Genomic DNA, 14179 nt, shown 5'->3' on the forward strand with positions numbered 1-14179 from the left:
TGAAAGTAATGATCCGTTGCCTAAAGAAATTAATTTTAGTCTCCTTCATAACAGTTGTATTATCTAATCAATTTAGTCTAGTTACACTTGCTGAAGACAACGGAATTGACGCGTCTGACATTACTTCAAATGAGTTAACAGAAAATGATGCCCAAACTCCTACAGATGAATCTTCTGAGAATGATACTTCAAGTCAATCTGAAACACGAGCTTCAGCTGTCGATGTTTCAACTTTTGCTCAATTTAGAGATGCAATTCGGAACGTAAATATAACAGAAATAAATATTATGGATGATATTACAGATGCTCCAGCAGGCTATGAAATCCTAGTACAAGGACATGATATTAAAATTTATGGTAATAATCATAAAATTGATTTAAATACAAGCTGGATTCGTCTTCAAAATATCACAAATGCAACACAGTATACTTTTTCAGTTGAAGATGCAACTTTAGTTAATAGAACAGTATTTGCTTTTGTTCAAACATATTTTAACGATTATAGGAGTGAATTTTGGTCACTTTCTTTTAAAAACATTACGACGAATCCGGAAATGGAACGATTAGCTGCTGCTTCTAGAAGTAACTTTACATTCGATGGAACGAATAAAATTTATACAAGAGCAGAAAATGTTTACACAGGCGGAATGACATTTTTGCCTAACTCAACATATGAAGGGTTTATTAGTTTTTACGACTATTCAATTATTTGGTTTCAAGATGGAGTTAGTTCAACAGGAATAACTAGCCATCAATTTAATGTAAAAGAGGGTGCTACTGTTACATTAAGAGGTACAACTAATGGTGCCACTTATCCAGGGATTTTTCAGTATTATGATTCGATTAATATAGAACCTGGTGGAGTATTAGATGTAGAAAAACAAGGTGTTTCAGTTGCATTCCATCAAGATAAATCGTCATTAAACATTGAAAAAGGAGCAACGTTTAAAGCCTCAAGCTTAAGTACAGGAAGTAATGTTATCGGAATTGATGCAAGACGATATTTAGCTAAAGATATTTTGATTCATGTAAAAGAAGGCGCTAACTTTTTTGCAGTTGGTAATAGTACTTCACCGATTATTAATTTAACAACCACAGGGTCAAAATTATTATTATCAAAACCAGCTTTGTACGATATTCGAAATAATAATAATCTATCTAGCAATAACGGCTATGCAGTACAACTTGGAACAGGTGCTACGTTTGAAATCATCAATTCAGAAGTAAATGCATGGACAAAAGGAACGGACTTAGATAGTACTCCATCATATAGCTGGGATCATGCAAGTTTAACTACTGATTCAAGTGGCATACCGATATCTGCAAGTGATCCTACTATTCAAACAAACTATAAAGGTAAAACTTTTTCTAGAATCTCTGGAACAAATATGAATCCAGTTATTACATTAAATGAACTGACTAACGCTGATAAGAAGCTATCAGGTAAAGTTACTTTGGCTGGTCTTACAGCAGGGGATGGACAAGTTAGCTTGAAAGTTTCGAATAATGAAGATGATAAAATATGGAATGTTACAACGAATTCAAATGGTGAGTTTGTTATTAATTTAGATAAATTTTATAAAGAAGATACGGTATTTACAGCCGTAGTTCTTAAAGAAAATGTTCCAATCGAAGAAACTCAAATTTCAAATACAGTAAAAGACGTTACTCCGCCTACTCCTGTAACAATCAATAATCCAGTTACTGTTACTAGTCAAAAAATAAGTGGATTAAGTGATGAACCTGGAGCAAAAGTAACAGCTACACTGAATGGTCATGAGTTAGCATTATTGGAAGAAATAAAAGTGGATCAAGATGGCAAGTGGGAAATTCCTATAATTAGCCCACTTGAAGAAGGAGATATTTTACAAGTCTTTTTAACAGACAGAAATAATAATAAGAACCCGGAAATCGATACGGTTTATCATGATGCTACATTTAAAGCGGCAACAAAAATAACAGTTACAAAGCCAGAAATTCCAATTTTAAAATTTGATAAAATCCCAAATACGATTAATTTTAAGACGACTTCAATTACTAGTTCGGAAACTTATGTTTTAAGAACTGATACTAGCTTAGGAATGTCAGTATTTGATTCAAGAGGATCTGGTAGCGAATGGACGATTAGAGCATCGATTAACGAGCCGTTAACATCTACGTCTAATCCTAATCATAAAATGATAAATGCTTTAGTTTTTGTCGATCGTTTAGGCATTTCAACTCCTTTAAATAATAATGAGTTATTAGTTTTCCAACAAACTACTGGTGATGATCAAATTATGCAAGTGGATTGGACAGATAATAGAGGGATATTAGTTAAAACAGATTTTAGTGATGTATATACAGAGAATTACACGACAACAATAAATTGGACTCTTACAGATGCTCCATAAAAAACTCTATATTTTTTATCAACCACTCTATAAAAGTGGTTTTTTATTTTGAAATTTGTATAGTGAAATAACGTAAAAAGTATATTAGGAAAATAAAAAAAAGGCTCATTTCTTTTTTGAAATATTGCCTTTTCTTATCAATATGAAGTTAGTTCAGATCTCAAAAAGTTGATAAATTGTTTTTCAACCTTTGATAAAATCTTCTTTTTTGAAGTAATTACGCCAAGAGTTGAATGTACAGGTTCGTAATTTACGATATCGACTTCAACAAGTTCGCCATTCAATATATACGGATGATTTTTTATTGAAAAACTTGGTCCCCATGTAATAGCACTACCATTTAATATAGCCCTTAATAATTCCTCAGTATGATTGGAGGAAAATAAAATCGTTAATTCTCCGATGTTACGTTGGAAGTTATGTGTAAACCATCTTATATAATCACCGTTATACAGAACAAATTTCTGCTGAAGTAATTCTTCTGGTGTTATCTTTTTTGAAATGGCAAAAGGCGAGTCTTTTTTTACATATGCTTTCATTTTACCATCTATTAATTCTTCGCAATTAAACTCCTCTAACTCTTTTGTAATCCCTTCATAAAAACAGATAATCCCGATATCTACTTGATTTTTTTTTACGATTTCAATTGTACGCTCAGTAGTGCTTTCTAAAATGTCTATATGTAAATTCAAATGTTGATCCTTAAATTCTACTAATGGTGTCAATAAGTAATTAACAAATGCTGGCACCATTGAAACTCTAAGTTCACTGATTTGGGTATCTAAACTTTTTTGAGCTATTGCTTTTATTTCTGTGTATTTTAAGAGGATTTCTTGTGATTTTCCCACAATTTTTGCCCCATCTACTGTTAAACTTGCGCCTAATCTAGAGCGATTGAAGATTTTGATTCCTAGCTCTTCCTCTATTTTAGTGATTGCTTGACTTATACCGGATTGACTTACATGAAGATTTTCTGCAGCGATTGAAATCGACCCTGTTTTAGCCACTTCCACTAAAATCTCTAGTTTTTCTAAATGCATTAATTTGACCACCTTTATCCTTTCATACAACGAAAAGAACTTTTCTGAAATAGAAATTTTGTTTCTTTTTTTACTTCACAATTCGTGAAGTTATCTTTAAAAAATGTAAATTTACTTAATCATTTTGCAATTATAGAATTGGTTTTAATAAATAGTATTCTTCTAAAGTTTCAATCAAGTACATGAGAATTATAAAAATAATATTAATGTTGAACTAAATCGTTCAATTTTTCAAGCGCTTTCTTAAATTTAGAAAAATTTCTCAATATACGATGCTTTATTGTTCAATTTGATCGTTGTCTAAAATAGGGAGGCTAAACATGTTAGTTGGGGAAATCATCAAGTATTATCGAGAGAAAAAAGGGATCAGTCAATCTAAATTGGGTGAAGGTATTTGTGGTAAAGCGTATATTAGTAGGTTTGAAAGTGGAAAAGTTACATTATCTCCTGAAATTATATACAAATTAGCCAATAAATTAGAAATTGATATTAATAAAGAAATTGAATCTTTATATCTTATTGAAAAGCACTTGAATGATTGGAATCAGGCAATCATAATGCAAAGGACAACACAAATTGAAGGCATTAAATTGGAATTAGAACAAAACCCGTTTATTATGGCCTCTAAACATGCTGCAAACTATATGCTTTTAACGGGGAGATATTATCTTCACAAAAATATGTTTAAAGAAGCAAAAAGCATAATTGAAAACGTGGAAAAAGAGTTTCCGACCTTATCAAATTATGAAAAAAACCTTCTTCTCCACATTAAAGGAATGTATTGTATTAGCACTTTTAGAACAATTGAATGTGAAGAATGTCAAACTGCAGTGAAACTTTTAAAGCAAATTAACTTAGCGGAATATAATAATGAAGAATATTACTATCACTTAGCTTTTGCGTATCACCATGCAAATGCAAAAGTATCTGCATTTACATATGCCGAGAAAGCACTGCAATTTTTTAATAAAACATATAATCATGTGAATGCTATGAATGCTCAAATCTTGATGCTAATGCAATTCGATAGTGAAAGAGATATTGATTTTTTAGAGTTAGTCGAAAACTATAAGAATCTAATTCATAATTGTGTGATTTTAGGTGCTCAAGAAAGCAAAATAAATATTTTATATAACCTGGGAGAAGAGTTCTATAAAAAAGGGAAATATGATCAAGCTGTTAGTTATTTTGAAGAAGCATTTTTACTAACTGATAAATCGTCAATAAAGTATTTAAGACGTTTGTATCATTTTACTGAAGCCTGTTTAGATGGAAAGTTATTAAAAAAAGAAAATATTTTAGAAAAAATAGACGCAGGTACGAAATTAGCAAAGAAACAATGCCAAATCTATTTTAATCTTTATAAACTATTAGGATTGAAGTGTAAAAAAAATCTAAGTCAATATTATCAATTTTTAGCTGAAGTAGTCGTTCCACAGATCATTGCAACAAATAATACTTCATTTTTTGAGCAATATGGAAAGATTTTATATAATCACCATGTCGAGCAAAAGGAATATGAAAAAGCGATTGAAGTAGACAAAAGTTTTAAATTGATGCATCAAGTATTGAATTAAAAGTCTATAGATAACGAGTACTCGTTGTCTATGGACTTTTTTTGTTCAAAGAAAATGATATTTATAAGAAAATTTTAAAATTTATAAGAAATGTTTATAAACATTAGCCGAGAAATTTGTCGAAATACGCTATTTTTATCCAATAAACCCTTTGATAAAGGTGAGTTATAACCCGATTGATAAAAGAGTGAAAATTCTCAATAATGAAGTTAACTAAATAGACAAATTACTTGTTTATTTTTTGGGAAATATTTCAGAATTTGTCAAAGTAAGAATATTTTTGAACTTCAATGTAGAAATCTACCTTGTTGTAAACGATCTAGGAGGAAGAGAAATGGGGAATAAGACAGAGAAAAAGTTTTTAAAAAGCTTTACCGTTTTAGCTTTAACTTCGGGTTTTATTTTGAGCTCACTTGGTCATGTAGTCAATAGCACAAAAGCAGCAAGTCCAAGTAATGTAGAAAACATACTAGCGAATCTAACTTCAGAGCAAAGAGCAGCACTTGAACAACTTTCGACTAGTGAACAAACAGGTCTTCAAATTTCTTCAGATATTAACTTAAATTCTTCAGAGCAAGCAAGCGTTATTGTAGAATTTGCAAATAAACCTGCTAAAGTAGCTCAAATTGAGGCGAGTGTAGAAGGTAAAACATTAACTACATCTGATGCAGCAAAACTTGTCGATCAAGATCACGAGACATTTGCTGAAGATGTTGGTCAAGTACTAGAAAGTGGTAAAACTAAAAAAGTAGATTATACGATTAGTCGTTCATATAAAAATGCCTTTAATGGTGTTTCGATGAGTCTACCAGCAAACCAAATAAAAAATCTATTAAAATCAAAAGCTGTTAAAGCAGTTTGGAGTAACCGAACATTTACAATTGATCCTCCAAAGGATAACGATGAACTAAAAGCTGATGAATCAAATGTTGGCAACTATACACCTTATGATGCTTTAGATCGATTACATGCGGAAGGCTTTACTGGAAAAGGAATTAAAATAGGAATTCTAGATACAGGAATTGACTACAACCACCCAGATTTGAAAGATGCATATAAAGGTGGATACGATTTCGTAAACAATGACAATGATCCGATGGAAACAACGTATGCTGATTGGAAAAAATCAGGTCAGTCGGAATTTATTAGTGGCAGTGCATATTATACTGAGCACGGTACACATGTAGCTGGAATTATTGGTGGTCGTGGTAAAGGCAATAGTGAATATAAAACTGTTGGTGCTGCACCAGAATCAGATATTTATTCTTACAAAGTACTTGGACCATATGGCAGTGGAACAACTGATGCGATTCTTGCTGGAATTGACCGAGCTGTGAAAGACGGTATGAATGTCATTAATATGTCACTAGGAGCAACTTTAAATGACCCACTTTATGCAACTTCTATTGCGGTAAACAACGCAGTTTTAAGTGGGGTGACTACTGTTATCGCGGCAGGAAATAGTGGGGATCAAATGTATACTGTTGGTGCACCTGGAGCTGCGGCGTTAGCTTTAACTGTAGGAGCGTCATCTATTGCACTTGATATTTATCAATATGCAGGTGTGCAAGATGGAAAAAACTATTCTTTAAGACAATTAGCAAGAAATTATAAAGATGATTTAACTACATTAAAAGGTAAAACATATCAGCTTGTTGATGTAGGTTTAGCCAACGCAGCCGACTTTAAAGGAAAAGACTTAACTGGTAAGATCGCATTTATTAAACGTGGAACGATTGCATTAATTGATAAAATCAAAGCTGCAAAAGCGGCTGGCGCAGCTGGCGTTTTAATGTATAACGATGAAACGAATAAAGCGGAAGGTGCAATACAATCATTCCTTGGTGAATCAGTTGACGCGATTCCTGCATTTTCAGTTTCAAATGATGAAGGTAATACAATTTTAGCAGCAATTCAAGCTGGGAAAACTGACTTTACATTTGGGGATTATACAAAACTAAAAACAGCTTCTGATGAATTAGCGTCATTCAGTTCTAGAGGCCCAACTCGAGTGAACTATGATATCAAACCAGAAGTTACTGCACCTGGTGTGTCAATTCTTTCGACTGTACCATTCTATGTAAACGATAAAACAGTTGATGGATCAAAGCCAGAAGACTACAAATATGCGTATGAGCGCTTATCAGGTACTTCAATGGCGACACCATATGTAGCTGGTGTATCTGCATTGCTACTGCAATCAAATAAAGACTTAAAACCAGAAGATATTAAATCAATCTTAATGAACACAGCAGATCCATTATCAAAAGCTTATAGTGTATTTGAAGAAGGTAGCGGCCGAGTAGATGCTTATGAAGCAATCCATTCAAATGTGGAACTTGAAGTAGTTGATAAAACACCAACAATCATTAATGGAAAACAACAATCAATTCAAGAATTAACAGGTGGAATGAGCTTTGGTTCATTTGGATTTGATGACCAAGATATCGCTGATTTACGCACAGTTACATTAAAAAACCGTAGTGAGAAAGCAAAAACATTCAACGTAGATGTGAAATTCCAAACTGGATTAAGAGGTTCTTTAGATGCAGCTAAAAACAATGTAACGCTAACAGGCCCAACATCTGTAAAATTAAATGGAATTAGCCAAAAATCAATTAAATTTAATTTAAACATTCCAAAAACAGCGGAAAAAGGAACATATGAAGGTTACATCACTTTCACGAATACGGCGGATCCAACGGAAACATATCAAATTCCATTTGGTGGACGTGTAATAAATGAAGGAATCGATTCAGTTGACGCTTTACCAATGTTTTCACTTGATACAGCATGGCCGGAAAATGCATGGCCTTTTGAATCATTTACATTCTCATTAAAATCGCACATGAAAACACTGGATGTGATTTTACAAGATGCGACTACAGGTGAAGACCTAGGATTAATTGGTTCAATGAGTCCGATTATATTGAATGAAAATCAAACTTATTATGTTACAAGAGGATTCACTGGAACATATTATCCATTTACTGGCGACTCAAAGAATCCAATTGCCTTTCAACAAGTAACTGCACAGCCAGGACACTATAAAATCAAGCTGGTAGGATCAAATGAACAAGGTAAAACATTTACAAAATCATCTGATTTCATTTTTGATCAAGGTGCACCAACTATGACTTCCAGCTTTGATTCATTAGATCAAAAAGTAATTGAATATAATGATAGTCAATTTGATTCAAATGGACAATTCTTATACGACTTTAACATTAATTTGAATGATCCTGAAACTGAGGAAGCAAGTAAACAAGGTTTCCCAGTTGATCAATCAAACAATTCAGTTGTTACGTTCTATAATGGTCCATGGCCAAAAGCCCCAATTTATACAGATAAAAACGGAAATTACACTGATAAACTTGTAGTTAAAAAACAAGCTGCACCTTTACAAGTTCAGTTTTATGGAATGGATTATGCAAGAAACACAATTGGAAATGCATTTAATATGTTAAGAGTTGTCTTTGTCGATCACAATTTACCTTATTACTATTTAAAGGCAAATAAACAAATCGTATCAAATGGAGATACGGTAAATTATAGTGTACGTTCAAATAATGTTAAAAACTTAAAAACATCTAAAATTACAATACCAGTTGATCCTAACATTGCTTCAATTGATAATGTAGTAGTAAATGATGCAGTAAAGCAATATGGCGATGCGCAAGTTTCTGTAGCTGCTGTTCAAACAAATCCGTCTAATACGAACTATACATTTACATTTACTTATTTAGGGGATAAAGTATTACCAGAAGACTTACAGTTATTTAATTTCGACCTTAAAACTGCTAAAAAGTTTACGGATGGTCTTTATGGAGGATCTGCTTTCAATTGGTCTACAATGACAGCCTCTACGACTGATCAATCAGATGTAGTGACTAATAATGTCTACTCTTATATGGAAAGTATTAAATATAAACCAACCTATTCAAGATTAGATGGAACATTACGATTAGAAGGGACAATTGATCCAACAACAGGTCAATCAATTTATGCGATTGATCAAAATGCAATCGGTGCAAAAGTAACAGTTACTTCTTATGATGGAAAAACAAGTGTTAATGCACCGAATTTCAATAAGAGTGGTCAGTATATCATTGAAGGCCTAAAAGCTGACGTAAATCCTTATACGCTAACAGTTGATGTACCAGGTCATTTCACGATGAACAAACAAGTTGTTTTAGCGAACATAGTACGTGGAGAAGTGGTAGGTAAGAGATTAGCGTGGAATTTACCAACCGCTGCAGCAGGTGATGTAAACAAAGACAATGTAATCGATATTCTAGATGCATTAGCAGTACAAACTTACTGGGGCACAAACAAAGCTACTGCAGATTTTAACTTTGATAAAGTAGTAGATAAAAAAGATATGGATTTCATTGTTAAAAACTTTGGATTGAAGAATCCAACTGTATCGAATGCACCGAAAGCGAAAACTGCTTATAAGGGCGTTACATTAGATGATGTATTAACTCAGTTAGGATTACAATAATCATAGAATGAGGAGAAGCTAAATTTTGGCTTCTCTTTTTCTATGGGAAAAAATTGAGAATCTTATTGAATGCGAGTCAACCAGAAATTTTTTTATGTTTTTGACGGATCTAAACAATAAAAAATATAAGAAAAACTTATGAAGATATAAGAAAGTTTATAAACTTCTGATACGAATTGTGTCGAAATATGTAGAAAAAAGCTGTAGATATAGAGAGAATCCACCACATATAACCCGATTGAGTATTTTTAGAATATTTTCAATAATTAGATTAAGGAAGTGATAATGAAGAGCGATGAACGAATATAAAGACTGCTAGTTTTTTAGATTCATAATTCCTCTGCTTTTAAAACATCATTTTCCGTATTATACAACAATGGGGGAAGAGTATGTTAAAGAGAACGAGTAAAAGTAAAATTGCAAAAAGCCTGACTGTAGCTGCTTTATCGTCTAGTTTTATTTTAGGTTCGTTAGGCCACATTTCAAATGTAACAAAAGCTGAAAATGCTTCAACAGCAGAATCAATTTTGGCGAAATTAACACCACAGCAAAGAGAGGCTTTACAGAAGCTTTCAACTACAGATCAATCAGGGCTTTTTCTAGACTCGAATGTAAATTTAAACAGTTCAGAAACTGTTTCAGTAATCGTTTCATTTAAACAAAAGCCGCAAAAAATTGCAGTATTAGAAGCAGCATTAAAAGGACAGGCTTTATCTTATTCAAAAGCAGCAAGTAATGCTAATGCAGATCATACGAAGTTTAAATCGGATTTAGGTTCATTATTTAAAACAAAATCTGATGGTGCTTATAAAATAAAACGTGAATATAAACATGCTTTTAACGGGGTAGCTTTAGAAGTCCCTGCAAATAAACTAAATGAATTAATGAAATCAAGTGCAGTACAAGCTATATATAGTGATGTAAAAGTACAATCAGAACTTCCAGTTGAGGGAAAAGATTCTTCTACAAAATCAACAGGAAAAGGAATGGCAGATGAACGTTCTTTCCTACAAATTGATAAATTACATGAAGAAGGTTATACAGGTAAAGGAGTAAAAGTAGCTGTTCTTGATACAGGTGTTGATTATAATCATCCTGATATTAAAGGAGCATTTAAAGGTGGATATGATTTCGTAGATAACGACAATGATCCAATGGAAACAACTTATGCTGATTATGTAAAAGCTGGTAAACCATATGGAGATACTGGCGCTGGAAATTATGTAACTGAACATGGTACTCACGTATCTGGAACGATTGTAGGACAAGGGAAAAATGAAAGTGAAGATGCTACAACTGGTATTGCACCAGATGCGGATCTTTATGTATACCGTGTATTAGGGCCAGGTGGAAGTGGTTCAACTGACAATATCATCGCAGGTATTGATCAAGCAGTAGCAGATGGAATGGATGTTATGAACCTTTCATTAGGAGCGAATTATAATGATCCACTAATTGCAGAAAGCATCGCTATTAATAATGCTGTACTAAATGGTGTAACTGCAGTAGTAGCTGCTGGTAACGCTGGAAATAAGATGTATACATTAGGATCACCGGGATCAGCAGCTTTAGCATTAACAGTTGGAGCAAGTGATGTACCAATTTCTACAATGGCTGCAAAAGGATCAATCGATGACGCAACTGCTAATTTACAATTAATGGCAAGCGGTGAAGGAGACGATGTTACAAAGTTTAAAGGGCAAACTTTACCAGTAGTAGATGTAAACCTAGGAGAAGCATATTCTGGAAAAGATGTAAAAGGCAAAATTGTCCTAATGGCACGTGGAACGTATACGATGGATTCTAAAATTGCTGTAGCTAAATCTCAAGGTGCGAAGGCAGTACTAATGTATAATGATAACCCAACTGAAGGTTTCATCCCAACTTATTTTGGTGAAGGGGTTAACTTCATTCCAACTTTCTCATTATCAAATGCAGAAGGACTTGCGTTAAAGCAAAAGCTTCAAGCAGGATCAGCTAATTTTACGTTTACAGATATTGGAGAAGCAAAAACACAAGGTGATAGATTAGCAGATTTCAGTTCAAGAGGGCCAGCGAGGTTAACTTACGATATCAAACCAGAAATTACTGCTCCAGGTGTGAATGTATTATCAACAGTACCAGGTTTTATTAATAACCCTAATAATCCAACAGATTATAAAAATGCATATGAGCGTATGTCAGGTACATCAATGGCCACTCCATTTACAACAGGTGTTGCAGTATTATTAAAACAAGCTAACCATAACTTACAACCAGCAGATATTAAAGCGATTTTAATGAATACTGCAGATTCTTTAAGTAAACCATACAGTGTATTTGAACAAGGTGCGGGTCGAATAGATCCATATAATGCAATCCATTCAACGATTGAAATTAAAGTTCAAGAAAAAACACCAATGATTGTTAACGGAAGAGAAAAACAAATCAATGAAGAAACAGGCGCACTAAGCTTTGGGAATGTAACATTTAATGGAAATGACAATGTAGCTGACCGTACGATCACGTTAATGAACAGAGGAGAAAAGACGAAGACATTTAATGTAAAAGTTAATTTCCAATCAAACTTACGTGGCTCTGAGGACGCAGCTGCTAATGGAGTGACAATTCAAACTGCTTCATCTGTTACATTAAAAGGGATTAGCCAAAAGAAAACAAATATTACGTTAAATATTCCTAAAACAGCTGAAAAAGGAATTTATGAAGGTTATGTAGTTTATACAAACAAAGACAATCCAGCTGAAACATACCGAATTCCATTTGGCATACATTATGTAGAAAAAGGATTCCAATTAATGAATCTTACTCGTCAGTCGTTCTCAACTGATCGAAACAATTTAAATAACGGATTATTTTATCCATTTTTGCTAACTAATTTCTCTTTAAAATCACATATGAGATCAATCGACGTAGTATTAACTGATGCGGTGACAGGTCAGGATTTAGGGATTATGAATACTTTCGATGGTGTTGCTTATGATGAAAACACACCATATCAATTTGCGGCATCTGTAGGAGCATATTATCCTTTTACAAATGACCCAACAAATCCAGTTAGTACAAAGCCAGTTTTAGCAAAAGAAGGCTTATACAAAGTTAAATTAATTGGATATGATGATGATGGTAAATCATATACAGTCTCTCAAGATCTATTAGTGGATAATACAATGCCAAATAAATTTAATGTAAATGTAGAAGGCGAAAAAGAAGGCAATCCGTTTGTAGAGTATAAGGAAGGCCAAAGTTCTGTACCGTTTACTGCTTCGATCAATGACAAATCAGTTGAACTAATGAAAGCAGCAGGAATAAAAGCAGATCAATCTCAAAACACAATCGCTTATTACTATAATAGCCCTTGGTTATCTGGAACAATGCCATTAGATGAAAATGGATTTGTAAAAGATGAAATTGCAATGGATCCAAGTACACAATTCCTATCATTTAGATTCCTTGGAGGAGACCAAGCGACAAATACATTTGGTGATAAGCAATACATTTTCACAAAAGAAGGAACTCCGTATGTTTACGGTCAACCACAAGCAAAAACAAGAAATAATCGACTTATTACTCACCCAGGTGATACAAATACAATTACACTAACTGCTAATAATGTGGCTAAACTGAAACAAGCGGGATACAGCTTTACAACAAATACAGCAGATACAAATATCGTAAATATTGAATTAAACCCAGCGGCTAAGGAACTAGGTGGACAATTAAACGTAACAACGACAAACCCAACTAGTACAACTGTTAAATCAGCTGTTAATGTAACGTTTGATGGATCTAAAGAAGTATCTGGTGATATCCCAATGGTTGATGTAACGTTTAAAATTCCAGCAATAAAAGATATTGTAAATTCAAGTTTCTACAATGTAGCGACTACTCTTACAAGCGTAGACAATACAGTGACAAATCCATTTACTTATATGGTACCAATCGCAATTTTGCCAAATATCTCAGCTGTGACTAGCTATATTCATCCAGAAACATTTCAAAGAGCGGATGGAACACTTCTTCCAATAGACTTTACAAAACTTGGCGCAAAAGTAACGATTGTAGATAGCAAAGGAAATTCATACGATGCAACACTCAATACACGAGGACAATTTAGAGCGACTGGATTACCAGTTACAAGCGATGAGTTTACAGTGATCACAGATATTCCAGGTCACTTTACAACATCTGGTAAGTTTGACAGTGTATACAATACATTAGATGGATTCATGTATGGGATTGCTAAAACAATTGGAATAGAATCTGTTGATATTGCAACTGCAGGAGATGTCAACAAAGACAACGTAATCGATATAAATGACGCACTAGCAATTCAAACATACTGGGGAACAAACAAACGCTCAGCTGATATCAACTTTGATGGAACAGTTGATGCAAAAGATTTTGCTTATGTAGAAAAGAATTTCTTAATGCAAAATCCGGCAGTAGACAACGCACCAAAACCAGTGAAGAAATATAAAGGTAAAGATCTTGCAGATATTAAGAGTGATTTAGGTATTCAATAAGCAAGATGTGAGTAGAGTAAGAAATTTATAGAATAGTTGCTAAAGGCTGTCTCATTAGTCAAAGTACTTTTGAGGCGGCCTTTTTATTTTATATGGAAGCCTTCGATGCGAACACTATGTGAGGTTTATTGATAAAGTTGTG

The 14179-nt window shown here is 33.4% G+C and carries 5 protein-coding genes; 4 read left to right on the forward strand and 1 reads right to left on the reverse strand.

The window, feature by feature from the left end; all coding sequences use genetic code 11:
* Positions 1-8: 8 nt before the first annotated feature.
* Positions 9-2393, forward strand: a complete 2385-nt coding sequence (locus tag CN692_RS00245) for a pectate lyase-like adhesive domain-containing protein (protein ID WP_098117004.1) — start codon at positions 9-11, stop codon at positions 2391-2393.
* 137 nt (positions 2394-2530) lie between these two features.
* Here the strand turns inward: CN692_RS00245 and CN692_RS00250 are convergent, their stop codons facing one another.
* A complete protein-coding gene (locus CN692_RS00250; RefSeq protein WP_098117005.1) occupies positions 2531-3433 on the reverse strand; it encodes a LysR family transcriptional regulator in 903 nt (300 codons plus the stop codon).
* Positions 3434-3753: 320 nt separating this feature from the next.
* Between CN692_RS00250 and CN692_RS00255 the strand changes: the two genes are divergently transcribed.
* The 3 genes from CN692_RS00255 to CN692_RS00265 all read left to right on the forward strand — a co-directional run bounded on the left by CN692_RS00255 (position 3754) and on the right by CN692_RS00265 (position 14037).
* Positions 3754-5010: a helix-turn-helix domain-containing protein gene (locus tag CN692_RS00255; protein WP_098117006.1), complete on the forward strand. Its 1257-nt coding sequence runs from the start codon at positions 3754-3756 to the stop codon at positions 5008-5010.
* A gap of 334 nt (positions 5011-5344) precedes the next feature.
* Entirely contained in the window at positions 5345-9514 is a 4170-nt protein-coding gene (locus CN692_RS00260; protein ID WP_098117007.1) for a S8 family serine peptidase, read from the forward strand.
* Positions 9515-9903: 389 nt separating this feature from the next.
* On the forward strand, positions 9904-14037 hold the full coding sequence (locus tag CN692_RS00265) for a S8 family serine peptidase (RefSeq protein ID WP_098117008.1): 4134 nt from the start codon (positions 9904-9906) through the stop codon (positions 14035-14037).
* Positions 14038-14179 lie beyond the last annotated feature (142 nt).

The organism is Bacillus sp. AFS002410, from assembly GCF_002556365.1.
Classification (GTDB): Bacteria; Bacillota; Bacilli; order Bacillales; family Bacillaceae_G; genus Gottfriedia.

Bases quoted from the DNA above. Each gene is read 5' to 3' on its own strand.
- CN692_RS00255 (WP_098117006.1), top strand. From the start codon at position 3,754: ATGTTAGTTGGGGAAATCATCAAGTATTATCGAGAGAAAAAAGGGATC.
- CN692_RS00260 (WP_098117007.1), top strand. From the start codon at position 5,345: ATGGGGAATAAGACAGAGAAAAAGTTTTTAAAAAGCTTTACCGTTTTA.
- CN692_RS00250 (WP_098117005.1), bottom strand. From the start codon at position 3,433: ATGCATTTAGAAAAACTAGAGATTTTAGTGGAAGTGGCTAAAACAGGG.
- CN692_RS00245 (WP_098117004.1), top strand. From the start codon at position 9: ATGATCCGTTGCCTAAAGAAATTAATTTTAGTCTCCTTCATAACAGTT.
- CN692_RS00265 (WP_098117008.1), top strand. From the start codon at position 9,904: ATGTTAAAGAGAACGAGTAAAAGTAAAATTGCAAAAAGCCTGACTGTA.